This window comes from uncultured Methanobrevibacter sp., from assembly GCF_947166415.1.
Taxonomy (GTDB): domain Archaea; phylum Methanobacteriota; class Methanobacteria; order Methanobacteriales; family Methanobacteriaceae; genus Methanocatella.
In genome coordinates this window covers 1-24,916 of sequence record NZ_CAMVEE010000019.1, presented here as the reverse complement: position 1 = coordinate 24,916, position 24,916 = coordinate 1, and the positions used below count along the sequence as shown (strand labels likewise).

The 24,916-nt window shown below is 34.1% G+C and carries 27 protein-coding genes; 13 read left to right on the top strand and 14 right to left on the bottom strand.

The genetic code is table 11. The features are described from left to right. The first annotated feature begins 83 nt into the window (after nt 1–83). Both larC and queC read left to right on the top strand, forming a co-directional pair. Nucleotides 84–1,253 carry a nickel pincer cofactor biosynthesis protein LarC gene (gene larC / locus Q0W25_RS05560; RefSeq protein ID WP_298519936.1) on the top strand — a complete coding sequence of 390 codons (1,170 nt, stop codon included), beginning with the start codon at nt 84–86 and terminating at the stop codon, nt 1,251–1,253. Then, nucleotides 1,250–1,924, top strand: coding sequence for a 7-cyano-7-deazaguanine synthase QueC (gene queC / locus Q0W25_RS05555; protein ID WP_298519932.1), 675 nt, complete (start codon nt 1,250–1,252; stop codon nt 1,922–1,924). The genes larC and queC overlap by 4 nt, the downstream gene beginning before the upstream one ends. Here the strand turns inward: queC and Q0W25_RS05550 are convergent, their stop codons facing one another. From Q0W25_RS05550 to Q0W25_RS05540, 3 genes are all read right to left on the bottom strand, one after another. Continuing rightward, entirely contained in the window at nt 1,925–2,536 is a 612-nt protein-coding gene (locus Q0W25_RS05550) for a vWA domain-containing protein (RefSeq protein ID WP_298519929.1), read from the bottom strand. A gap of 174 nt (nt 2,537–2,710) precedes the next feature. Beyond that, complete coding sequence (locus tag Q0W25_RS05545) at nt 2,711–2,965, bottom strand: transcriptional regulator (RefSeq protein ID WP_367270523.1); 255 nt, start codon at nt 2,963–2,965, stop codon at nt 2,711–2,713. A gap of 9 nt (nt 2,966–2,974) precedes the next feature. Continuing rightward, nucleotides 2,975–3,988, bottom strand: a complete 1,014-nt coding sequence (locus Q0W25_RS05540; RefSeq protein ID WP_298519923.1) for a M48 family metallopeptidase — start codon at nt 3,986–3,988, stop codon at nt 2,975–2,977. Between the two features lie 301 nt (nt 3,989–4,289). Here Q0W25_RS05540 and Q0W25_RS05535 point away from each other — a divergent pair, with 301 nt between their 5' ends. Beyond that, nucleotides 4,290–5,009, top strand: a complete 720-nt coding sequence (locus Q0W25_RS05535) for a DUF4012 domain-containing protein (RefSeq protein WP_298519920.1) — start codon at nt 4,290–4,292, stop codon at nt 5,007–5,009. Between the two features lie 115 nt (nt 5,010–5,124). On the opposite strand, the gene Q0W25_RS05530 is transcribed toward Q0W25_RS05535, so the two are convergent. Further along, nucleotides 5,125–6,123, bottom strand: a complete 999-nt coding sequence (locus Q0W25_RS05530) for an NADH-dependent flavin oxidoreductase (protein WP_298519916.1) — start codon at nt 6,121–6,123, stop codon at nt 5,125–5,127. Between the two features lie 124 nt (nt 6,124–6,247). Between Q0W25_RS05530 and Q0W25_RS05525 the strand changes: the two genes are divergently transcribed. Beyond that, nucleotides 6,248–6,466: a hypothetical protein gene (locus tag Q0W25_RS05525; protein WP_298519913.1), complete on the top strand. Its 219-nt coding sequence runs from the start codon at nt 6,248–6,250 to the stop codon at nt 6,464–6,466. A 22-nt stretch (nt 6,467–6,488) separates the two neighbouring features. On the opposite strand, the gene oadA is transcribed toward Q0W25_RS05525, so the two are convergent. Continuing rightward, nucleotides 6,489–8,201, bottom strand: a complete 1,713-nt coding sequence (oadA, locus tag Q0W25_RS05520) for a sodium-extruding oxaloacetate decarboxylase subunit alpha (protein WP_297826257.1) — start codon at nt 8,199–8,201, stop codon at nt 6,489–6,491. A 166-nt stretch (nt 8,202–8,367) separates the two neighbouring features. Then, nucleotides 8,368–9,462 carry an inositol-3-phosphate synthase gene (locus Q0W25_RS05515; RefSeq protein ID WP_298519910.1) on the bottom strand — a complete coding sequence of 365 codons (1,095 nt, stop codon included), beginning with the start codon at nt 9,460–9,462 and terminating at the stop codon, nt 8,368–8,370. Nucleotides 9,463–9,593: 131 nt separating this feature from the next. On the opposite strand from Q0W25_RS05515, the gene Q0W25_RS05510 reads away from it, so the two are divergent. The 4 genes from Q0W25_RS05510 to Q0W25_RS05495 all read left to right on the top strand — a co-directional run bounded on the left by Q0W25_RS05510 (nt 9,594) and on the right by Q0W25_RS05495 (nt 14,006). Continuing rightward, nucleotides 9,594–10,442: a UbiA family prenyltransferase gene (locus Q0W25_RS05510; RefSeq protein ID WP_298519907.1), complete on the top strand. Its 849-nt coding sequence runs from the start codon at nt 9,594–9,596 to the stop codon at nt 10,440–10,442. A 35-nt stretch (nt 10,443–10,477) separates the two neighbouring features. After that, a complete protein-coding gene (locus tag Q0W25_RS05505; protein WP_298519904.1) occupies nt 10,478–12,055 on the top strand; it encodes a glycosyltransferase family 39 protein in 1,578 nt (525 codons plus the stop codon). Nucleotides 12,056–12,230: 175 nt separating this feature from the next. After that, nucleotides 12,231–13,763, top strand: coding sequence for an NERD domain-containing protein (locus Q0W25_RS05500; RefSeq protein WP_298519902.1), 1,533 nt, complete (start codon nt 12,231–12,233; stop codon nt 13,761–13,763). 60 nt (nt 13,764–13,823) lie between these two features. Next, nucleotides 13,824–14,006, top strand: coding sequence for a 4Fe-4S binding protein (locus Q0W25_RS05495; protein WP_298519899.1), 183 nt, complete (start codon nt 13,824–13,826; stop codon nt 14,004–14,006). 26 nt (nt 14,007–14,032) lie between these two features. On the opposite strand, the gene Q0W25_RS05490 is transcribed toward Q0W25_RS05495, so the two are convergent. After that, nucleotides 14,033–15,073: an N-acetylneuraminate synthase family protein gene (locus tag Q0W25_RS05490; protein WP_298519896.1), complete on the bottom strand. Its 1,041-nt coding sequence runs from the start codon at nt 15,071–15,073 to the stop codon at nt 14,033–14,035. Next, nucleotides 15,070–16,737 carry a cytidylyltransferase domain-containing protein gene (locus tag Q0W25_RS05485; protein ID WP_298519893.1) on the bottom strand — a complete coding sequence of 556 codons (1,668 nt, stop codon included), beginning with the start codon at nt 16,735–16,737 and terminating at the stop codon, nt 15,070–15,072. The genes Q0W25_RS05490 and Q0W25_RS05485 overlap by 4 nt, the downstream gene beginning before the upstream one ends. A gap of 86 nt (nt 16,738–16,823) precedes the next feature. Here Q0W25_RS05485 and hypD point away from each other — a divergent pair, with 86 nt between their 5' ends. Genes hypD through Q0W25_RS05470 form a run of 3 tightly spaced genes read left to right on the top strand, consistent with a single transcriptional unit; the run spans nt 16,824 to nt 19,901 of the window. Continuing rightward, complete coding sequence (gene hypD / locus Q0W25_RS05480) at nt 16,824–17,870, top strand: hydrogenase formation protein HypD (RefSeq protein ID WP_298519890.1); 1,047 nt, start codon at nt 16,824–16,826, stop codon at nt 17,868–17,870. A gap of 7 nt (nt 17,871–17,877) precedes the next feature. Further along, nucleotides 17,878–18,582, top strand: a complete 705-nt coding sequence (locus Q0W25_RS05475) for a phosphoglycolate phosphatase (RefSeq protein ID WP_298519887.1) — start codon at nt 17,878–17,880, stop codon at nt 18,580–18,582. A gap of 8 nt (nt 18,583–18,590) precedes the next feature. Continuing rightward, nucleotides 18,591–19,901: a TldD/PmbA family protein gene (locus Q0W25_RS05470; RefSeq protein WP_298519884.1), complete on the top strand. Its 1,311-nt coding sequence runs from the start codon at nt 18,591–18,593 to the stop codon at nt 19,899–19,901. A gap of 14 nt (nt 19,902–19,915) precedes the next feature. Here Q0W25_RS05470 and Q0W25_RS05465 read toward each other — a convergent pair whose 3' ends face one another. Genes Q0W25_RS05465 through glp form a run of 3 tightly spaced genes read right to left on the bottom strand, consistent with a single transcriptional unit; the run spans nt 19,916 to nt 21,881 of the window. Next, complete coding sequence (locus tag Q0W25_RS05465) at nt 19,916–20,161, bottom strand: hypothetical protein (RefSeq protein WP_298519881.1); 246 nt, start codon at nt 20,159–20,161, stop codon at nt 19,916–19,918. Between the two features lie 8 nt (nt 20,162–20,169). Further along, a complete protein-coding gene (locus Q0W25_RS05460) occupies nt 20,170–20,631 on the bottom strand; it encodes a GyrI-like domain-containing protein (protein ID WP_298519878.1) in 462 nt (153 codons plus the stop codon). Between the two features lie 26 nt (nt 20,632–20,657). Further along, nucleotides 20,658–21,881 carry a gephyrin-like molybdotransferase Glp gene (gene glp / locus Q0W25_RS05455; protein WP_298519875.1) on the bottom strand — a complete coding sequence of 408 codons (1,224 nt, stop codon included), beginning with the start codon at nt 21,879–21,881 and terminating at the stop codon, nt 20,658–20,660. Between the two features lie 106 nt (nt 21,882–21,987). Here glp and eif1A point away from each other — a divergent pair, with 106 nt between their 5' ends. Together eif1A and Q0W25_RS05445 are read left to right on the top strand one after the other, a co-directional pair. Then, on the top strand, nt 21,988–22,293 hold the full coding sequence (eif1A, locus tag Q0W25_RS05450; protein ID WP_067044464.1) for a translation initiation factor eIF-1A: 306 nt from the start codon (nt 21,988–21,990) through the stop codon (nt 22,291–22,293). A 28-nt stretch (nt 22,294–22,321) separates the two neighbouring features. After that, nucleotides 22,322–23,095 carry a serine protein kinase RIO gene (locus tag Q0W25_RS05445; protein WP_298519872.1) on the top strand — a complete coding sequence of 258 codons (774 nt, stop codon included), beginning with the start codon at nt 22,322–22,324 and terminating at the stop codon, nt 23,093–23,095. A 33-nt stretch (nt 23,096–23,128) separates the two neighbouring features. On the opposite strand, the gene Q0W25_RS05440 is transcribed toward Q0W25_RS05445, so the two are convergent. The 3 genes from Q0W25_RS05440 to Q0W25_RS05430 all read right to left on the bottom strand — a co-directional run. Beyond that, nucleotides 23,129–23,599, bottom strand: a complete 471-nt coding sequence (locus Q0W25_RS05440) for a CPBP family intramembrane glutamic endopeptidase (protein WP_298519869.1) — start codon at nt 23,597–23,599, stop codon at nt 23,129–23,131. After that, nucleotides 23,586–24,005 carry a hypothetical protein gene (locus tag Q0W25_RS05435; RefSeq protein ID WP_298519866.1) on the bottom strand — a complete coding sequence of 140 codons (420 nt, stop codon included), beginning with the start codon at nt 24,003–24,005 and terminating at the stop codon, nt 23,586–23,588. The genes Q0W25_RS05440 and Q0W25_RS05435 overlap by 14 nt, the downstream gene beginning before the upstream one ends. Nucleotides 24,006–24,114: 109 nt before the next feature. Beyond that, nucleotides 24,115–24,916, bottom strand: an 802-nt coding sequence (locus Q0W25_RS05430) for a TMEM175 family protein (protein WP_298519863.1), incomplete at its 5' end; no start/stop codon positions are given.

Here is a 24,916-nt window from a genome sequence, read left to right as displayed (position 1 = left end):
GTGACCTAAGCAAATTATACATATATTATATAAATTATTTAATTTAAATTATTATATTAGACTACTTGAAAGGAAAAGTTATTATGACAATTATTATTGACCCTCAATCTAGCGGAATAGCTGGAAACATGATTATTGGCGCACTAGTTGATTTAGGTGCAGATGAGAATGAACTGAAGGAGATAATGGAAAAATCAGCTTATGAGTTTGGAAAAGTTGAAGTGACCTTTGAAAAAGTCAAGAAGCATGGAATTGCATCAACATATTGTAATGTTGAAATGCTTGAAAAAAAGCCACCTCTCCATTATGATGAGTTTATTGAAAAAATAAATGATTTGAATTTGCCTGAAGAAGTTAAAAAAACATCAGCGAATGTGTTTGAAAGGATTGCAAAAGCTGAAAGTGCAGTTCATGGAGAAACATTGGAAAAGGTCCATTTTCATGAAGTTGGTGCAAGTGATGCTGTTGCAGATGTCATTGGGTCAATATATGCTTACTATTCACTTAATCTAAACCAGCAGAAAATTATCGGCCTCCCAATAGCCGTTGGCGGAGGAACTGTTAAAACAGCGCATGGAATAATTCCTGTACCTGCACCTGCAGTCCTGGAAATCCTAAAGGATGCAAATATTCGTGGAGGCCCAGTGGAAAGCGAGCTTGCAACACCTACAGGCTGTGCGATTTATGCCGAAATCTGTGATGAAATCAAAGAATTCATTCCGCAGGCCAGGCCTAAAAAAGTGGGTTATGGTGCTGGAAAGAAAGATTTTGACCATCCAAACATATTAAGAATCATTGAAACTTCTGATATTGGAGAAAGCGATGAAGTGGACGTTATCGAAACCAACATCGATCATTTGACCGGTGAAGAAATAGGATACCTGTTTGATAAATTATTGGAAACTGGAGCCAGTGATGTGTCCATTGTGCCAATAATAATGAAGAAAAATCGCCAAGGAAGCTTATTGAAAGTGATTTGTGCCAGAAAAAATAGAGAAAAACTGGTTGAAGCAATATTTCTGGAAACTGGAAGTTTGGGAATTAGAATCATACCAAACATCCATAGGGGAATAAGCAAAAGGGAATTCATCAAAAAGGAATTTGAAATCGAAGGCGAAACATTTGAAGTTACCTTTAAAATAGGATACGTTAATGGAGAGGTAATCTCATCAAGGCCGGAATATGAGGACTTGAAAAAAATAGCTTTTAAAACCAATTTTCCACTAAGGAAAATTAAAGAGATGATCAAATGAAGGCAATTTCTGTCCTGTCTGGAGGCCTTGACTGCACAGTGGCAACAAGCGCATATGCCAATGATTATGATATCCATGCAATAACATTCAATTACGGGCAAAAAAGTTTCAAACAGGAACTGAAAGCTTCAAAGGAAATTTGCAAAAAAATGAATTGGACCCATGAGGTTATTGATTTGCCTTGGCTGTCTAAAATCAGCACGTCTAGCCTGAACACTTCCGAAGATATTCCTAAAGTAAAAGAAGATGAATTGGATGACCTGGAAAAAAGCAAATCCAGTGCAAGCAGTGTCTGGGTTCCTGCTAGAAACATGGTGTTCACATCAATTGCCACATCCTATGCAGAAAGCATCGGTGCTGAAATAATAATTGTAGGATGGGACCGTGAAGAGGCGGCTACCTTCCCGGACAATTCCAAAGAATTTTTAAACGCATTCAATGAACTGATTGAAATAGGTTCCCCCGACAATATAAAAATTGAAGCACCAGCTATTGATTTAAATAAAGAGGAAATTGTTGAATTGGGTGTAAAAGTTGGTGCTCCAATGGAGTTAAGCTACTCCTGCTATGCCGGCAGAGAAAAACATTGCGGCGTTTGTGAAAGTTGTATGAGGCGGAAACGAGCATTTAAAAAATTAAAAATAGATGATCCAACTGAATATGAACAGTAATCAGTCAAACTCTCTTAATCTTTTTTTCCATTCTCCATCATCAAGGGAAATGTCCTCTCTTAGACAGCAAGATGCATCGCTGATGGACTCATATAATTTTTCAACACCCCCTGCTGACTTTTCATAGTTTGCAACTCTTGATTTTCTAATTCCGATGCCCCTGCCTTCGCTGTAGGAGTCGATGTCTGCACCGATGAAAAGGAATTCCCAACTGTGACTGTTTATCATGTTGCTGATTTGGGACTTTGAAAATTCAATAGAGGAGTTTTCCATTCCGTCAGTCATGATGACAAAAAGAACTTTATTGTCGATTTCTTTATCAAGTGTTGTGATTGTTTTTCCGATTGCATCAAGAAGAGCTGTTGAACCCCTAACCTGATATTCATTTTCAGTGAGTTCTTCAACTTCATAAATTGATTTTCTTTTGTATAACACATCGTATTCATGGTCAAAAAGAATGGTGGTTACGTTAGTGGAAAGGTCTTTCTGTTTTTCCTTTTGTATGAATGAATTGAATCCACCAATAGTATCCTTTTCGGAACCGTACATTGATCCGCTCTTATCTATTAAAAATATCAAATCCAATACTTGGTTTTCAGGTAAATCTTTCATGTCTTTTCACATCCTTCAATTTTTTAGGTGTATAATATGGACTTTGTTAATAAGTTGTTAATAACTTACACACAATATATTAACTATTTATAGTATATAAATGTTTCTAAAAAAAACATGAAAAAGTGAAAAAAATAGAGTAAAAAAAGTTAAAAATCAGAATAATATATGAAATTATTCCAATTCTTCCAAAACATCCAATCCATTATCTGAAAGTCTGTATAACCTGCCTTTCCTGACTTCCGGATTAATGCATTCAACGATTTCCTTATCTTTTAGCTGCCTCAATACATTGGATATGTGGTTTGGCAGTATCCCACTATCGTTTGCAATCTCCTTAGGCATCTTCGCATCATTGCCAAGAGTTTTTAAAACTTTTAATCTATAAGAAGATTTTTTAACATACTTAACAAGTTTATCATCAGCCATATTATCACGTTAAAGTTTATATCCGCAGTTCATACAAAATGCATCCCCTGCACCAACTTCAAAACCGCACTTAGGACATTTTAATTCATTTTCAAATTTTGTGCCGCAGTTTGTGCAAAACTTAGAGTCAGAATCTATGACTGCACCACATTTTGGACAATTGATCTTGTCTCCATTTGTTTCATGAGAAGGATTGGATTCAACTTTTGGAATTGCACCTTCCCCTAAAACAGGTGTTGAATAAAAGTCTTTCTGACTTTCAATTTCGATTATCAGTTCTTTCATTCCTGCTATCCTCTTATCGTCGGAAGGGTGTGTAGAGAAAAAGTCATGGCTATTCGGATTGCCTCCAGCCATACTTTGCCAGAATTGAGGAATACCTGATATGTCATATCCTGCCCAGTGAATTATCATCATGCCCAACCTATCTGCTTCAAGTTCCTGATCCCTTCCCCAAGGATTCATTAAGAAATATTGGGAACCTATGCTTGCTACATTTGTTGCGGCTCTTGCAAGATTGCCGACACCTCCCATTCCCAACAAATCAAGTGCAAAACTTCCAACCCATGCTGCAGACGTAATTACATTTTGAGCATTTTGAGCGCTCATCCGAGTCCTCGAATGGTCAAGAAGCGCGTGTGCCATTTCATGGCCTAAAATAAAGGCGACTTTTTCTTCAGTATCTGCAACTGAAAGAATGCCTGAAAACATTACTATTTTACCGCCAGGCATACAAAAAGCATTTACCATCTTGTCAGCCACCAAGTGGAAATCCCATTCATAATAATCCTGAGTATAATCACTTCTGCCTATTTGCGCCAAGTAATTTTCAACGGCCTGAATTAATTTAATGGCAACATTCCTGACTATTTGGCCCTGAGGAGTATCATCCAGAAGTTGGGCCTTACTAATCATCGCATAATACTCATTGTAAGAATCCTGTAAGAATTTATCGTCATCAATAATATCAAAATGCTTTTTTCCAGTGAATGGATTAACCGCGCTTCTATCATCCTTTGCCATAATGATCACATCTTAATAATTATATTGTTAATTTGTGTATAAAAAGTTTTTTAATATGTGAAAATATGATGCATAAAGGGAAGTCTCATATTAAATTCATAGCATTATCCAAAATCAAAGTATGCTTAGCAATCATATGCCCCCAATAACAAAATTCTATCAAACATAAACATATTAACAGAGAATAAAATTAACTTTAATATTTATACATTATGGAAAAACTTATTTTATATAATTTACAAAATTATCCACATACTATAATTAAGTAAATTTTTAATGACTATAGGTATGTTGATTTAAGATGAAACGAAGAAAAAAACTGATAATAGCAATCCTTGTTGTTATTCTTATCGGATTACTTGCAGTGATATACGGAGCACTATTTGCTGGTCCTGACTTGACTAATGAAAGCAAGAACATTTTAGTGCTAGCTTCCGATAAATATGAACAGTCCAATGGTGGAGTCGACATGGCATTCATGGTTCATTTAGAAAACGGAAGTTTAAAAAATTATACTCCAGTATATCCTGGAGGAATGGTGCATCCTTCACAACCTGCCCCAGGAGGCCTGGGTGGAAAAATGTATCTCCACGATTGTCTATGGGATGGTGTAGATGTCGGAACCGAGTATGCTAAAGAGATTGTAGAAGCAAATACTGGAATGCATTCTGATGCAGTTGTTATTGTTTACGATGAAGGTTTAGATCACGTCATTAACTCAATCAGACCATTATATGTAGATGGTGTTGAAACTGAATTGAATGCAACCGATATAATACGTCAAAACGATGCATATAACGGTTATCCTGGTAACGAAAACGTTGAAGGAACCATGTCCAGAGGAGATGCAGTAATGGTATTAACAAAAGCTCTTGCTAATGCCACTAAAGATCCTGATAAAAAGAATACTATGGTAAAAACAGCTTTAGAAGAATATTCCAATGGAAATATCATAATGAGACCTGAAGGTTCATTTACTAAATTGCTGGCTACCAAAGGATTTGAAAGCCTCGCGGGATAATTAAAAATATTTAGAGAATTAAGCGATTAATTCTTTAAATAAACTTTTTTTTAATATTCTATTTTAATTACAATTAAACCTTTACATCAACTATTTTCTATTTTGTATCGGCAGATTAGTATTTAAAACAAGTACTAGTCTTTTTACTGTAACAATTATTGCAGCTTTGGCATATTGCAACACCATCACCATTCTCCTTCCAGTCTGAAAGAAAGTCAGCTTGAGCTACAAAAGGTTTGGACATTGAAACAAGTTCGACATTGGAATTATTCAAAACCTCTTTTATTGTAGCCATATCCCTTAAAGATCCCCCCAAAACAACTGGAATATCAACCGCATCAATCAAATCATCAACATAAACTAAAAACGGATGTTTAACACCTTTATCATAAATCTGTGAAATTGTTCTTGCGGTTAACTGTATGCTATCAGCACCTGCCTTTTCAAGCTCACATGCAATAGCTATGCTTTCATCGGAAGCCATTCCTCCCTTTCTAACATCCCACGGATTGATTCTGCAGCTTACATGCATATCCATAGTGCTTTTAATGACCTTGATGATTTCAGATGAAATCCTTACCCTATTTTCAGTATTTCCACCATATTTGTCATCCCTTTGATTGAAATATGGATTCATGAATCTGGCAAGATAAAAATTATTTCCCATGTTTATTTGGATTCCATCAAAACCTGCAAATGAAAATTTTTTAGCGGCCATAATTACTTCAGCCTGCAATTTTCTAATTCCCTCTTGACTAATATCGTTAGCCTCTACCTTTTGGTTTTCTCCATCATCATAATAAAAGAATGCAAGCTGGCCTAAAATAGGCACATCATACTTGTGAACTATATCAGTGACCATTTTATAGTCTTTGATAAATCCCTTGTAATTCATGTTTGTAGAATAAGGATAAAATCTGTCCTTGTGGTCAAGTGCAAATATCTCAGATACTATTGCACCAACACCGCTTTTTGCCATATTTTCGTACCTGTCATAAATAGAGGGTGTTAAAAATCCCCCTTCATCTGTTTCAGTTTCCCAGGTCCCAGTTCTGATTATACGGCTTTTAAGTTTTAAATCACCCATTTGACATTCATCAAAAATATCCTTCATATTATCACAGCAAATAAATTATTATTATACATTATCTAAACTGAGAATATATAAACTTAAGGAAAAAGTTATATTAGAAAGACAAATTAAATCTAAAATTATTCATAATGAAATGGAGGAAAAAATGATAGATAAAAAATTTGCTACAATAGCTTCCTTTTTCATACCTGGCTTGGGCCAAGCATTGCTTGGAAATATAAAAAGAGGAGCAATATTTTTTGCAATAGGTGTTGTAATATGGCTGCTTTTAATGAAATTATCAACAAGAATTCCATTTTCCGGAATAATCAGTTTATTATATGGCGTTTATGCCGCATACGACACTTATAATATTGTAAATTAAAAAAAAGTAAAATAAAGGTAATCTATTCGATTACCATTAAAATATCTCCAGCGCTTACTGCATCACCAGGCTCTACAAAGATTTCTTTTACAACACCATCGACTTCAGACTGGATGTCGTTTTCCATCTTCATAGCTTCAATTACAGCAATAGTGGATCCTTCAGTAACTTTATCACCCACATTGACTGTGAGTTTAATTACCATTCCTTGCATTGAAGAGAATACTCCACCTTCAATAGGAGTGAATGGGCCTTTTGAGGTTTCTTCAACTTCCATAAATCCTGTAGGGAGGATTTTAACCTCATACATGTCCCCATCAACTTCAACATTATATTGGGTTGGAATTCCAATTGCATCATCAGAATCGAAAGATTTTGCTGGTTTAAGTTCTTCTTCTTCTGCTTCCCCTTTGAGGAATTTAGGAGCAATTGGTGGATATAAAGCATAAGTTAAAGCATCTTCATCAGATTTAACAAATCCTTTTTCTTCACCTTCAGATTTGAATTTATCGAATTCCGGTTCTAATAAATCTGCAGGTCTGCAAGTAATAACTTCATCATCACCAATGATTTTTTTGGAAATTTCCGGATCGACTGGAGCTGGAGGTTTACCATACATTCCTTTCATGTACTCTTTGACTTCGTTGGATACTGTTTTGTATCTTTCTCCACCAAGCACGTTCATTACTGATTGAATACCAACAATCTGACTGGTTGGAGTTACAAGAGGTGGATATCCCATATCTTTTCTAACGCGAGGCATTTCCTCAAGAACATCATTATATCTGTCAAGCGCATTTTGTTCCTTGAGTTGGGAAATAAGGTTTGAAAGCATACCTCCAGGGATTTGGTATAACAATACATCAGCGTCAATACTTTCAGAAATTGGGTCAAGAATGCCCAGATATTTCTCTTTAATGTCATCGAAGTATTTTTTAATATGAGCCAATAACTTTAAATCAAGGCCTGTGTCAAATTCTGTGCCTTGCAATGCAGCGACCATACTTTCTGTAGGAGGCTGTGAAGTTCCCCATGCAAGAGGTGAAATAGCTGTATCCAATACATCAACACCAGCTTGGCATGCTGCATAATAACTTATTGGAGTCATACCACTAGTACAATGACAATGTAAATCAACAAGCAAATCGGTTTCTTCTTTTAATGCAGAAACTAAATCATATGCTGCAGTAGGAGTAATCAAACCAGCCATGTCTTTGATGGCTACTGAATCACAATCAAGAGCTTCAAGATTTTTTGCCAAATCTACGAAGTCATCTAAAGTGTGGACCGGACTTATTGTGTAACTGATTGTTCCTTGAACATGAGCACCTTGTGCTTTAGCGACTTTAATTGACTTTTCCATGTTCCTAATATCATTCAATGCATCGAAAACCCTAAATATATCTACACCGTTTTCGTATGATTTTTCTACGAATTTAGTTACAACATCATCAGGATAATGTTTGTATCCGACCAAGTTCTGTCCTCTTAAAAGCATTTGGATAGGAGTTCTGTTGAATTCAGATTTTAATTGTCTTAATCTTTCCCATGGATCTTCATTCAAATATCTAATACATGTATCAAAAGTAGCTCCACCCCAAGCTTCAACTGAAAAATATCCTACTTTATCCATTTCTTCTGCAATAGGAATCATGTCCCTAGTTCTCATCCTAGTTGCAAGTAAAGATTGGTGAGCATCACGAAGTGCTGTTTCTGTAAACCTTACTTTTGCCATTAATTTACACCTCTTTCAAATTTTCTTTATAAGTAATCCTAAAATATCCAACTATAATATATGTTTTTTGTATTATATAAATGATACTAAATAGCGATTTTTATAAAATTTTCAAAAATATTAAAAAAAAAGTTAAAAGAAAAAAAGTGAAAAAAAGATTGAAAAATTATCTTTCTAATTCGCCAGAAATGAATTTTTCAACATTTTCATATGCTTCATCATCAGTGTATTGAATAGGTGGATGTTTCATAGTGTATGAAGAAATAGAAGTAAGTTGACCACCAATACCTCTTTCCAAACCGATTTTACAGCATCTTACTGCATCAATAACACATCCTGCAGAGTTAGGTGAATCTTCAACACTTAACCTGAGTTCAATGTTCATTGGGACATCACCAAAGGTACGTCCTTCCATTCTGAGGAAGCACAATTTATTATCATTTTGCCATGGGACATAATCACTAGGACCAATGTGAATATCACGATCATCCATTCTTTCAGTTAAGACAGATTGAACCGCTTCTGTTTTAGATTCTTTTTTAGAGTCTAATCTTTCCCTATTCAGCATATTTAAAAAGTCAGTGTTTCCACCGGTGTTAATTTGATAAGTTCTATCTAGTTTTACACCCCTATCCATGAATAAACTAGCTAATGTTCTGTGAGTAATAGTTGCACCAATTTGGGCTTTAATGTCGTCTCCGACAATAGGAATTCCTTTTTCTTTGAATTTGGCATCCCATTCATCATCACTTACAATGAAAACAGGCATACAGTTAACATATGCTATTTCGGCATCAAGTGCGCATTGAGCGTAGAATCTTGCAGCTTTTTCTGAACCTACAGGCAAATAATTGACCAATATTTCAGCACCGCTTTTCTTTAACACTTCAACAACATCTACAGGTTCGGCGTCGCTTACAACAAATGTGTACTCATCATCATAGTTAGACATGTGTTCTGCAACCCCGTCCAAAACATGACCCATGCTTACGGTTACATCATATTTTGGAATATCCTTTTGAAATACAGTTGTACAGTTAGGTTTTGCAAACATTGCTTCATCGATTGTTTTTCCGACTTTTCTTGCATCTACATCAAAAGCGGCAACAACTTCAATGTCACTAGGTTTGTATCCTCCGATTTCCCAATGCATAAGTCCAATTGCATCTTCGGGATTTTTTCCATCATAATAGTGAATTCCTTGAATGAGAGAGCTAGCACAGTTTCCCATTCCAACAATAGCTATTTTAATTTTATCCATCATAACACCAATTATTTTAGTTAATATAAAGTAATACTTTAAATAAAGATAATACTAATATATGTATTATTTGATATACTTTATATAATTATTTATTAAAAATATTTTTTATTTGATAATGGAGTTAGAAAATGAATCCTTATATTGAGATATTACGACCGGGAAATGCATTAATGGGTGCGATTGCTATAATATTAGTCGCAATAATTGATAAAACCATTAGTATTCCCATTATACTTGCAATGATTGCAGTATTTTTCGAAACAGCTGCGGGAAATGTAATCAATGATTATTTTGATTATAAAATTGATTTAATAAATAAACCCGAAAGACCAATTCCATCAGGAAGGATTTCCCCTAAAAATGGAAGAAACCACGGTTACCTCTTGTTTTTGCTTGGAACAATATGCGGATTCCTGATCAGCTATTTAACAAATAACTGGATTCCATTTGCAATTGTATTGATAGCTGACATTGTCCTTTATCTGTATGCATACAAATTAAAATCAACACCACTCATCGGAAATCTGACAGTAGGGTTTATGACCGGTTTTGGATTTGTATTCGGAGGATTTACATTAAATAATCCAGACATAATCTTGACTTCAATTTATCTTGGTTTCTTTGCATTTGTTATGACAACCGCCCGTGAAATCGTAAAAGATATAGAAGACATTGAAGGAGATAAAATTGAAGGTGCTAAAACCTTGCCTATTTTGATTGGTGAAAAGATTCCTGCAATGATAGCTGTTTGTTTAATCATTATAGATAGCGCATTGTGTCCTTTACTGTATTATTATAATATATTTGGTATTTTATACCTTGTCGTGATAGCAATTGCAGTGTTGCTGTTCTTATACTCAGCATTTTTAATCTTTAAATCACAGGATAGGGAAACTGCAAAAAAAGTTTCCAAATATCTGAAAATTGGAATGCTGATTGCATTTGTTGCATTTGTTTTCGGATCTTTCAATTTTTAACAATAATTAAATATTGATTTATGCAAAAATATTAAATGATGTTTGAAGATTTCAATACAAGCAAGAAAGATAAGTACTTTCTGATAGTTCTAGTTATTTTTAGCGCAATTTTAGTTGCTCATTACATCAATTTCAATATGAAAATTGGAATAAGCTGCAGTGACGTCTATATCTATCTTATAAATGCGCTTTACTATACTGGAACAAACATCCATGCAACTAGTACAATATTCTTATCCCCAATCATCTGCTTTTTAACATCCATTTTGTTCAGATTGGGAATAACAAGCCAAATTTCCATTTATATAGTTACAGGAGCTTTTGCAATCCTTGGAAACGTTGGTCTGTACCTTCTTTTAAGGGAATATTTTGATGAAACCTTAAGTTTGACCGGGACAATAATTTATACCACCCTTTCACTTAACTTGACCTGGCTTGCTAATGGTACTTTGGACATTCCTGCAGTTGCAATAACAATCTGGCTTGTTTTATTTACAATGATTGCCATCAATAAAAATCCTAAATTTTACAGGTATCTGATTGTATTGTTTGTATTGGGATTTTTCACAAGATATACCGTTATTCTAACCGTGCCCGCATTATTGCTTTACTATGTCTATGTAAACGGCTTTAAAATTAAAAAGGAAGATTATCCATACATCAAACAAGGTTTTTTAATTGGAATAATACTTGCAATAATGATTTTTTCAATAGTTCTTATTATGGGACATGGCCAATTTGAAGCAGGTTCACAAATGGCCAATGGAATTTCCGGAAAGCAAGGATCAAGCAAAGACCCTGCATACAATACCAAATTAGGATATTACTTGTTCAATTTCCCTAATTTTATTTCAAATTCACATACTGTGTTTGACGGAAATCCTGTACTGGAAAATCCTACCCCATTATCATGGATTGTCTTTGCAATATTGCTAATAGGTGCAATAATATGGTTGGCCAAAAGCGAAATCAAACCTGAAAAGAAACATGCCATTCCTTTTGCAATATTTTTGATAGCTGCACTAACATATACAAGAATCAGTTCAGTGATTACAACTTTGATAGTCCTGCTTGGATTGTATTTATTGGGTAAAGACTCCGAAAATAAAAACGGATACTTCATGGCGGCATGGATACTTTCAAACTTTATATTCTTCAGTTATTACAGTATCAAAGTCAACAGATATATCATACCCGTATTTCCGGCATTCGTATTCTTCATCCTAAAGGCGGTTGAAATCATTCAAAATCAATTTAAGATTAATAAAAATATCATTCCAGCAATCCTGATTGTATTGTTCGTTATTCAAGGCTTCGCATTTACCGAAACATTCGAACCTACAACAATATACACATCAACAGAAGAAATCTCAAACTACATCATTGAAAACAATCCTGATTATCAAGACATTCCAATCGGTACCTACAACATCAGACCATATCGCTGGTGGATTGGAGGAAACGTAGTTGGAATACCCGTCAGCAATCAAAGTGGAATTGACAACAGTAATCTGACTTATTACATCGCAAATACGAAATTGGACAACCTGACCAATTATACTGAAATAAAAAATATAAATAATTTGCATTTATACCAAAAGAAGGGCATGTGAGGAATTTTTTCATCTCTTGATTGATCTGGACATTTGCATTGAAAAATGATTTTTCATGCCAAATTAAAAATTTATTTTTACGAATATATTTAGTAAAATATACTCTTTTTTAGAAAGGTATATAATAAAAAAAATAAAAAAATAATATCATAAAATTCAGTTTAAAGAGGATAATATGAAAGTTGTATGCTGTAAGAACTGTGGTGCTAAATACCAACTCGATGATGATGACGATATAAGTACATTCGAGTGTTCTTCATGTGCAGGAGAGTTAGAATATTTAGAAGAGTATTCTGATGGAGACAAAAAGTCTCGTTCTTCTTTTATGGATTCATTCAAGTATGATAATTCATATATTGTCCAATGTGAAGACTGCGGATTGAAATATAAAATCAAAAGCAGTGATAACATACTTGATTACGAATGTGATAGTTGTGGAGGTTCTTTAAGATATTTAGATGATGATATGAACAAAGAACTTGACAAGTATCTCGAACAAAGAAAAAAAGAAGCAGAAAAATACAGGGCACAATCTAAACCTAAAGATCCAGCATCTGAAGGACCTGAAACAGAAGATAACATACGCTCCATAAAGTCAATTACAAACAAAATCGAAAATTTCTTCTCAGAAGAACATATGCTAGAAATAGCTGATAACGAGAAAAGACAAGAAGAATTAGATGCTGAAATGAACGGTAAGACTGCTAGAACCACTATTCCTAAAGCAGTTATGAAAAAATTCGGAAGAGAATTTGCTGTTCCAAAAACTAATGATTATAATATTTTGAAAAATTTCCTGAAAGATGAATTCTTAAAAGGAATGAAAGAATATTATGTAGACGATACCCCAAATGAGCCAGAAAACTCCTTTGGAGGTTTTCTCGATAAATTAGCTATAAAAGAACCTGATAACAATATTATCAAAACCGATACAATTGAAGAAGAAAGAAGTTTCTTTGAAAATGATGAAATTGACCAAAATTCCGCAATAACAACAATCGGTGCGGCAGTATTTGTTATAAGTATAATTGAGATTTTGCTTATCAACAGTAATTTAGGTATATTCACTTTAATTATTGGAGTAATTATCTTATGTTACGGACTATATAAAACTCGTGATGTAAAAGAAGTTGAAGAAAGATCAAGAATCATAAGAGAACACTTGTTAACTCTCCCTGAAGAATATTATGTCTTTTACAACGTGAAAACTCCAACATCTAACTCAGGTATTAACCATTTAGTTGTTGGTCCAACTGGAATTTATGCTCTTCTATCACAAAAATATAATCCGAAACTAAGATTAGACTCTGAAAATGAAAATCTAAATTTAATTGGATCAAGTGAATTAGATGAAGACAAGCTTGAAGAATTTACTAACTCTGAAAATGTAAGAAAATTCAGATACACAACCAAACAGGCAAAATTCTCTCAAGACAATAAAGTAAAACAAAAAGCTTTAAGCTTAGGTGAAGATTTAATAAACTTCCTTAATGACAACAACATCAGAAATTGCTTTGTTGAACCATTAGTCGGTTTTATAAACAATGAAGTTGTCGTTATAAATATGCCTTTGACTGATGAGGACCTATTTATTGAAGAATTATTGAATAAGATCCAAACAAGCACTATAAAATTAGATTCTGAAACAATTGACAAGTGTGCAGTTTTGATTAACAACTATGCTGCAGACTGTTCTTCAGAAATTTAATTTTTCTTTTTTTTATTTTTAATTTTATAAAAATTATGAAAAAACTATGGAGATTGAATAATGGCTAAAATAACAATAGATGAAAGTAAATGTGACAATTGTGGGGATTGTAGTGATGTTTGCCCAATGGAAGTACTAATACTTAAGGATGGCAAAATAACAATCAATGATCCGGACGAATGCAGCTACTGTGAAACATGCGTGGACATGTGTCCAAACGAATGTATTACAATAGATGACTAAACTTAACCATCCATCTTTTCTTTTTTTTAATCTAACATATCAAAATCAATTAGGTTATCTTTAAAGATATCCATTTTCGCTTTTTTTCCGATGACTTCTTCAACCTGTGCCGGTGAAATTCCAATGCTAGGCATTTTAAATGTGATTTTATCTTCAGAAATCAGTTCGCCCTTTTTAATATCGGTTTTGGCGACAATTGACCTTCTAGTTTCATTCCTTGCAAAGGATTCACAAATCAAAGGCTGCTTATTGATGCGACCGTTAATCTTGGATAAGAATGCGATTTTACTTTTGAATTTGATTACCTCATCATAAGTTATAGCGCAACTATTGTCAGTTGTAATGTTATCGTATGTGAACTGCTTTTCCAAAACAACTGCACCATAGTTATAAGCGGTTGTCAGAATAAGCAAATCATCATCAACTTCAGTATAATCACAATATCCTATTTCATAATCTGGGAAATTGTTGACAAGATCTTTAATCATCAATAGATTGGCATCATCATATGATGTCGGATAGGATAAGACGCTATGCATTATCGCAATATCAACAAGAGAGTCCTCTTCAATTGCCCTGACAGCATCCTTTATCTCTTTCATTGTTGCACCACCTGTGTTGAGCAATATAGGTTTGTCCTTACTTGCAACATGTTTGATGAATGGAATGTTTGTTAAATCATGAGAAGAAATCTTATAAACGTCCACAAATTCCTCCAAATAATCTGCTGACTCAAAGTCCATCGGTGTTGCTAAAAATGAAATTTTTACCTCATGACAATAATCTGCCAATTCACGAAATTCTTCATACCCAAATTCATCAAATTTAAAGAAATGAGATGTTATGGGCTCTTTAGAGAGATATTCCACATAATCTCTTGAAAATAGATTTTTTAAATGATATGCTTCAAAATTCACTGCATCAAATCCGCATGATTTTGCCTGATTTATTGCACTTTTTGCAGCATCCATATTGGAAATGTTATTTGATTGGACTATTTTAAGGAAGTCATTTCTAACATCCGCGATTAAAAATGGTTTTTTGGTAAAAATATTCAAAATAATCACCTATTTTCCAATTTGAATTTTCGATATTCGTCATCAATTACTGTCCAAATATTTTTAAATCCATTTTTTACATCGATAGAAGACATCCTTTTATGCATTTCTAATCTTTGCTCATAATTATTAACCAACTCGATGAACTGGTCTCTGACTTCGGCTACCTCAAGAGGTTCGCCAAGACCCATATTTATGAATCCGTTTGTATTGCTGCTGAATGCATGAGTCAATTCCCGTTCATCCTGACATAAACATATTGTCGGAACACCTAATGAACAGATGTCATACATCAAACGTCCACTTGATGTGAACATTATGTCAGCTTTAAACATGAACTCACTTATATTTGAAACGTTAGTATAAACTTGAACTGATGGATTTGATTCTATCTTAGCTACCAATCCTTCCTTATCCGGATAACCTATTCCCACAATAACATTGACCCTTCCTTCATAATTTGTTGAAAGAATGGCGTTTATGACCTTTTCTGTAAGGTTGTTTGGGTCAGTGCCTGGAAAAGCAATCAGAACATTGTTGACAGCGTTAGTAATTATCTTTTGAGGTTGGAAATAAAATTCGTCTCTTAGAATATAGTATTTATAGCTTGTAAATATATTCTTTTGAGACAAATCATGTTCATACAGATCATCGAAAACAACATCTGCAAATTCAGAACCAGTACCTAAATCTTCAAAATTGACAACAAAATAACCTTTACTCTTCAAATTGAGGATATGCTCTGAATTTGTATCTAAAATATCATTAATTACAATTTCAGGATTATATTCCTCCAATTTATCAAATAAATTATCGAAACCATCATAAATCATGTATTTATAGTTATAGCTGTTTACCATATCAATTCCTAAAGGATGAGCTTCATCCAAGAAGAACACCACATCATTGAAAACCAGTTTGGAAGCTATTGTCAAACACCTATTCATATTTCCTGTGCCTATTTCCTCAAATGCGTTAACTATGATGGCGACTTTTTTCTTTTGAAGATAGTTTTCTGCAATCCACCAATCTTCAAAACAGGTGATGTCAACACTTTCTTCCTTAGAAACTTCCACAATATCTATATTGCTTCCAAGACGTGAAAATTCATTGACAAAAGATCTTCTAGTCGCTAAAAAGGCTCCAGTTTCCCTAAATGACTTTGGCAACTCCTGTCTAGGCAATCTTTCCATATAAAGCGGGAAATATCTATCATTATTTTCATCATATCCCCAATTCAAATGCCTGTCATCAACGACAGAAATCACACTGTCAACAGAGAAATCTTCAAATTTTTCAATAGCCCTGTCCAATGTTTCCACCTTGAGCAATGGAGAAGTAGGTTTTATTGTAATTACAATATCATATTCATCAAAGGCCAATTTTTCTTTTTGAACCATTGCATCATACACTACGGGGTCAAGAGTGACCTCATCTGTAGATAACTCTTCTGAACGTCTGATAACACTAGCTCCAAATTTTTCAGAAATCAATGCAATTTCAGAATCATCTGTAGTTACTACAACATCATCCACATATTGAGAAGATTTCGCAGTATTGATAGAATAAGAAATTAATGGTTTATCATTCAATAAGCGGATATTCTTGCGAGGAATGCCCTTTGAGCCCCCTCTTGCAGGAATAACTACTAAAATTTTATTATTATTAAACATGCGAATCCCTATAAATTACATAAAATATAATAGATTTAATGTTAAATATTATATCTATAGTATAATATTAAATCTTCGGTGTTAATATGAAAAATATGTCAAAAGAGTTATTAGATAGAATAAATAAATTAGCCACCCCCGTAAAAATAATGCACGTATGTGGCTCTCACGAACACACAATAATGGAAAACGGAATTAGAAGCTTGCTTCCAGAAGAAGTGGAAATCGTTGCAGGACCAGGATGTCCCGTTTGTGTCGTTCCATCCCGTGAAATCGATGAAGCATTAGAACTTATTGATAAAGGAGTTACCATTACAACATTTGGAGACATGTTAAGAGTTCCGGGATCACATTCCTCACTTGCAGATGCTAAAGCTGAAGGAGGAGATGTGAGAGTTGTTTATGGAATCAATAGAGCAATCGAAATAGCTGAAAAAGAGGACAATGATGTTGTATTCATAGCTGCAGGATTCGAAACAACTGCTCCGACTACCGCTGCGGAATTGCTTGCAACACCTCCTGAAAATTTCTCAGTATTATCATGCCACAGGTTAATCCCTCCGGCAATTGACTTTTTAATCAATTCAGGACAGACATCATTAAACGCATTAATCCAACCTGGACATGTTTGTACAATCATTGGAACTAAACCATTCGAATATTTCTCAACCGACTTCGGAATTCCTCAAGCAGTAGCGGGATTTAACCCATTAGACATATTGATGTCAGTTTATATGATTTTAAGACAAATTCACAAAGAAACACCGAAAATAGACAATGAATATAACAGAGCCGTTAGGGAAGAAGGAAACGTTATTGCTCAAGACATGATGGAACAAGTCTTTGATGTTACATCAAGGGAATGGAGAGGATTTCCTAAAATACCAAATTCCATCCTAGAAATTAAAGACGAGTTCAGTGAATTTAATGCTCGTGAAAAATACGATATTGAAGTTAAAGACGTTAATGAAGCCCCTAAAGGATGTATCTGCGGACCAATCCTCAGAGGATTGGCACGTCCGGAAGATTGCAAACTATTTAGAAAAGAATGCAATCCGCTTCACCCAATTGGAGCATGTATGGTAAGTAAAGAAGGAACATGTAACATCGCTCACAGATATTCAAAAAGATAGTGATAATATGAAAATAGAGGCAATTGCTGTTGATATTGACGGTACAATAACAGATGAAAAAAGACAGATATGCATCTCAGCCATTGAAGCTTTGAGAAAAGCGGAAAATGCGGGAATTCCAACAATAATTGTAACAGGTAATGTAGTAAACTACGCATATGCAACAGAAGTGTTAATAGGCTGCAGTGGAGGAATCGTTTGTGAAAATGGAGGTGTTGTTTTTAAAGAAGGTGAAAACAACAACGCCGTTGAAACATTGGTTGAAAAGGATTTCATTACATCCGCAGAAAATCACTTAAAGGAAAAATTAGGGGATAAATTCGACAAACATGCTTCCCATGACAATATGTATAGATTGACTGAAACCGTTTTTTACAAGACAATTGCCAGGGAAGAAATTGAAGAAGCATTGGAAGACTTCAAATACATTGACCAGCTTGAAATCTATGACAGTGGATTTGCTTTACACATTACAGACAAAAGAGTCAACAAAGGCACTTCACTCAGGTATTTATGTGAAAGAAACGGCATCAACATGGAAAATGTAATGGCAATAGGGGACAGTCAGAATGATGAAGATTTCCTTAAGGAAGTTGGTTATAGAATAGCTGTGGGAAATGCTGAAGATAAATTAAAGGAAATAAGCACATACACCTGTAAAAACAAGTTTGGTGACGGTGTGGCTGAAGCTATTGAAAAATTTGCATTGTAAGTGATAAAATGATATATGAATTAGCACAACAGGCAAAAAAAGAAGTTGAAAACATTTGTGATGCATACGAAATTTACGTTGATGAATCCAAATCCATAGAACTGGATTCCAGAAAGGAAGAATTGAACTTTGCAAAAGAAGAAATTGAAAAGGGAATTGGAATCAGAGTCATTAAAGATCACAAGATAGGATTTGCATTTACCTCAAATTTAGATAAAATATCCGAAACAGCTTTACAAGCTGTCGAGAACACAAAACTAAATAAAGTTGATGAAAACTATGAATTTTCACAAATTGAAAAGGTGAATGACGTTAAAGGAGTTTACGATAAGAAATTCAATGAATTGAGTCTGGATGAATCTGTTGAACTGTTGAAAAATGTCATAAACCTTGCCATAGACAGTGGATGTGACGTGACAGGATCCGGCTTTTCAGCAAGTGCGGGAAGGTCATTGATACTTAATTCAAATGGGGTTTCAATAGAAAATGAAGGCACAGGCTTTGGAATTGGCCTATCCGTGACAATTCAAAAGGAAGGCAAAATTGCAACCGCATACAATTCAACATCCTCCAGATTTTATGATCTGGATGGCGACAAATTAGCAAAAGAAGTATGTGACTTAGCAAAAAGTTCATTGGATACAAAACCTATCGAAACCGATGATTATGATGTAGTTTTAGATTATTATGCTGCAACAGGACTTCTTCAAACATTTTTAAATGCCTTTGATGGTGAAAATGTGAGAAGGGGAAGGTCTATTCTAAAGGATAAAGTAGGTGAGCAAATAGCTAATCCGACACTTTCAATCATTGACAACCCTCTTTTGGAAAAAGGAATGTATACCTGCAAGTGTGATGGCGAAGGCAGCGTCTCTAAAAAAACAGATTTGATAAAAGATGGTGTTTTGGATTCATTTATCTATGACATTTACACCGCAAATAAAGTGGGAACAGGAACTACCGCCAATGGATACAGAGGAAGTTATCTGACAACACCTATGATTTCAACATCAAATCTTGAATTCGAATTCGGCGAAAAGAGAGAGTTATCCGAAATTGACAAAGGAATGTTGACCACCAGCGTCCTAGGAGCTCATACCGCAAACCCTATTTCTGGAGACTTTTCTGTAGAAGCAAGCAATGCATTCAAAATAGAAAACGGAGAACTTACAGATCCAATCAATAAAGCAATGATTTCTGGAAATATTTTTGAAATCATGAAAAAAGTAGAAGGCCTGAACACTGAAATCAAACAGTATGGCCCATTCATTATTCCTAAATTACTGGTGCATGATTTAAGGGTAGTCGGTCAAAATTAAAAAAAAGAAAATTATTAAATTTTCTTTAATCTTTTTTTATATCTGTCAATAGAATCAGAACTGTAATCAATATTCAAATATTTAGTGGACAATTCTTTATTCTCATCAAAATTATTGATTTTATCTTTAACAATGTGGTCAATGTCCTTTTCCAATTTTCTTAATTGATTATCGAAAGCATATTCTGTTCTTCTCATGTTAATGTTGGTTTTACGAGACAACTTTTCAATTTCTTCATCTACATCAAATTCTTTAGACACTTTATCACCTACATTTCTATGATAGGCAATTGAATTTCAGTTACAAAGTCTTCTTCATTATCGCAGTTATGGAAACCTTTTATCAGTACTTCTTTAGGAGATCCTATAATGTCATAATGATTTTTCTGAGCAACATCAGCCAATTCGGCGTAAGTATCAAGGATATTGTCAACGGAACCGTAATGAACACCGGACAATACTTTATGTTCAATCATGTCCACAACACGGATTATGTCCTTTTCTTCAGCATCCTCCTTGATTACAATGCTCACATCAAATACCGCATCACCGTCATTCACTTCATGTCTTGGTGAAAAATAGACAATGAACGGTTCACCTTCATAATCAATTTCTTCAGCATCGACCCATCCCATTAATTTGGAAACTAGAATGTCCAAATCTTCAATTGGGCCTTTATAATTAATAACTCCTAATTTCTGTTCCGGAATTACTTTAACTTCGCTTTCCATAATTACACCTTACTTAAATTATAAACTTAATTGAATAAATAAACTTCTACTTCTTCACCCTCATCTAAAAGTTCAACAGATTTAGGCACTTTTACATAACCGTCGGCACTTGACAATGAAAATATTGCACCGGAATCCTTAAAAATCGGTTGGATTTCTTCGCCATTGACCTTTACAAGCTGATATTGCATACGGCCAACAGGAGAGTGAATCCTTCTTGTCATTTTTCCTTTAACAATTTTTGATTCGAATTCCTTTTCAATACCTGCCAATTTAGACAATGGCTGAGAGATGAATGCATTGAATATCATCAAAGCGGAAACAGGATTGCCCGGAAGGCCGATTACTATTTTTTCATCAATTACTCCTACGATAGTCGGTTTACCTGGTTGGACTGAAATTCCATGAATATGAACTTCACCAAGCTCATCAAGAACATGTTTCATTACATCACCAAGTCCTGCAGAAGTTCCCCCTGAACAAAGCAGAATATCGACATCTTCAAGGGCAGTGGAAATCTTTTCCTTTACTTCATCGTAGTCATCTTTCATGACTCCCAAGAATTTTGCATCAGCACCGCATGAAACGGCATCGTTTTTAATCATGTTTCCGTTTACATCATAGATTTTTCCATATTCCAACTCTTCCCCTTGAAGGATAATCTCATTACCTGAAGAGACTATACCAACTGACGGTTTTTTATAAACTTCAATGGTTTCAAATCCCTGTGAAAGCAACACCCCAATTTTACCTGGATTCAAGAAGTCTCCTTTCTTAAGAATTAGATTGCCTTCCTTGATATCTGAACCTTTGCGAGCGACATCCTGGAAAGGAGTTGCTGTTGTAAGCAAGTTGACTTTATCATCAAACTTCTCACTATATTCCACCATTACAACGGCTTCTGCACCCTCTGGCATGGCTGCGCCAGTACTGATTTCAACACATTTTCCTTTTTCTACTTTTTTGTCTGTAGTGGAACCTGCTTCTAAAAAATCAATGACTTCCAAAGTATTTGGAGATTCTTCTGAAGCGCCGAAACTGTCTTCAGCCAAAATGGCAAAACCATCCTTTAAAGCCTTATCGAATGGCGGAAAATCAATTCTTGAATAAACATCCTCAAAAAGAATCCTTCCATAAGCTTCACTTACATCTATTTCTTCACTTTGAGGCTTGAGATTATCGTCAAATAATTTTTGAATTATGCCTATAGCTTCGTCACATTCTTTTATTCTTAAAAATTCGGTACCCATAATATCCACTTTATATAATATCCAATAACTTAATATATTAATATATTCATAAATATATAAATAATTTAATCTTATATAGAATTCTATTATATTTGGAGGAGAGTATTTGTCTAAACCTAATCAAAATCAACAACAAGAGTATAGAAGAGTGAGAACTCCTAAAAAAGGAGAAATACCTGGAGTAGTTGAACAAATCATGGGCCACGGAAAACTAAAAGTTCGTTGCGCTGATGGAAATATTAGAATGACTAGAATCCCTGGAAAAATGAAAAAACGTATTTGGATTCGTGAAGGGGACGTAATCCTCGTAAAACCATGGGATTTCCAAGCTGATGAAAAAGCTGATGTAATTTGGAGATACACAAAAACCGAATCAAACTGGCTTGAAAGAAAAGGCTACCTAAAAATGTAGGCCTTTCATAACTTATTTTTTGATTTAAATGGATCCTAAAATAGCTAAAGCAGATGCTAAACACCAAAAATTACATTCACAAAAAAGAAAAAAAGACAGTTCTGACAGAAAAGTTGGAAACGAAATTTTCGATAAACTAACCCTAGAAACATTATACAAATTAGCTAACCAAGGATACATTGACATTTTAAACGGTGCAATAAGCACAGGAAAAGAAGCAAACGTGCTTACCGGAATAACAGATGATGAAAAATTCGTGGCGGTCAAGATCTATAGAATAGCCACTTCTGATTTTAAAAAAATGGATTATTATCTTAAAGGAGATCCAAGATTCAATATAAAAACCAAAAACAAAAGAAAAATAATCTATTCCTGGGTCACAAAAGAATTCAAAAACCTCACAAGATTACACACCGCAGGAGTCAATGTTCCCGAACCGATAACAAGTTCAAACAATGTTTTAATCATCGAATTTATTGGATATGAAAACGGCAATCCGGCACAGCCTGTTAAAAACCAACCTCCGAAAAATCCTGATGAATTCTTCAATAAGCTATTGGTCCAATTGAAATTGTTCGTAAACGAAGCGAAATTGGTTCATGGAGACCTGTCCAATTACAATATCCTAAATTTGGATGAAGAACCAGTCATTATAGACGTTTCACAATCCGTAGTTTTAGACAATGTCATTTCAAAGGAACTTCTTGAAAGAGACATCAACACCCTTGTTCGTGAATATACAAAACTGGGAGTTAAAACTAGTTTTGAAGAAATTTGGGAATATGTTGACCCCAAATTTTAATTCATAAAAATAAAAAGAAAATAAATTTTTAAACTAACTTGGAGTTTCTTCATCAAACCAACCCTTTTTATTACCGATATAGTATACTGCAATTGCTGAAATTGAAGTAATCAGTACATCGACAACCAAATCCATAAAAGAGAGTGTTGATGAAATTGAACTTAAACCTAAAGCCACAATATAAAAAGCCATTAAATTATTAATTGAATGAATTGCAGATGCTGCTTCCAAACCATTAGTACGCCAAGACAACAATCCGAAAATAACTCCAGAAATACCTATGGATATTACGCCAATATCATTATATGAATGAACGTAAGCAAAAATTACTGATTGAATAATGATTGCTACAAATGGATTTTTAAACCATGACCCCAAAGTCTGCATTAAAAATCCGCGAAACACATGTTCTTCAGCAATACATTGAGCAGGTATAAGAATTAAAGATAAAATCATTGCCATTAGAGAAACCTGACTGTTTGCTCCGGATTCACCATCGAGCAATATAGATACTGCAAAAAAAAGCTAAATATATTCCAAAAGCTATGGATAAGCATTTTAGATATAATTTCCAGTTCCATCCCCCACGGGAAGAAGAATAAGAAGAAAACGGTCTGTCACGAACTATTTTAGATCCAATGTAAATTATAGGAATGAAAATAGCAATCGACAAATATGAAAAATAAACTGAAGCATCAGAAGTGTTTAAAGATTCGTACCCTCCATTTATGACTCCATTAACAACATCTACCCCATATCCGGCAATAAAAATTTCCTCCAAAACAAACATGAATACAAAATACAAAACTGCCCCAATAACTAGCATTATTAACGGCTTATACCATACATATTTCTCAAATGTCCTTGGAAAAGTAACATAATCCGAAAATTTATTTTCCTTTTCATTCATGGATAAATATTAGTTAATTAAAATATATTAAAATTATCCTCTGCTAAAAAAATTAAAATATCCTTTAGGAACATATCAATACAAATTTTAGATACTCCAAATATTCATTTTAGCAACTATAACAGTTTACTGCATATTCTCCATAAATGCTTTGTTTGATATTGCCCACGAATTCCTTTTCTTCATCAGTTAAATCAATATCCCCTAAATTGTCTTTTCCAAAACGTTTCATACGAATAATGAATACTAAAATTAAAGTCAATACAAAAGACAATATGCTTGCCAATGGTGATACGAATGCCAAGACAAGAGATATCAATGAAGTAAATACAGGAGCCAGCAACAGATAAAACACAGTTAATGTAACTCCCCTAATATACAATTTCAAATTAGGAAATTCAATTCCATCATCGAAAGAATTATACATTGCTGTCTTAATTTCATCTTTCTTTTCAAAATAACCCTTAAAATTCTCACGAATCAATAATATGAACATCAAGATATACAATAAACTGATAATCAATATCAACAATGAAAAGAATATGTTTACATTAGTGTAATTGTAAAATTTAAAAAGGAATCCTGTTGCAAAAGGTATCAAACAGACAGTTGCCATCGTAATCATGTTCAAGGTCAATATGAGATAGTTCATTTTTTTAATATTGAAAAGAATAATAGTGTTTTCCCAAAAGTTATACACGAGATAAAAACTTACGAAATATATTAAGATAGACGGCGCGAGATAATTTATTAAATATTTATTCAAAGCAACACCCGATGATATGTCCACCATTGTAGGAACAGCAATTTCCAAAACAAGAATTGTCATGGCTATTGCAAAAACACCATCAGTAACAGCAGCATGCCTATCCTTCAGATTACTTAAAAATTCTTTTTTTACCATCAATATA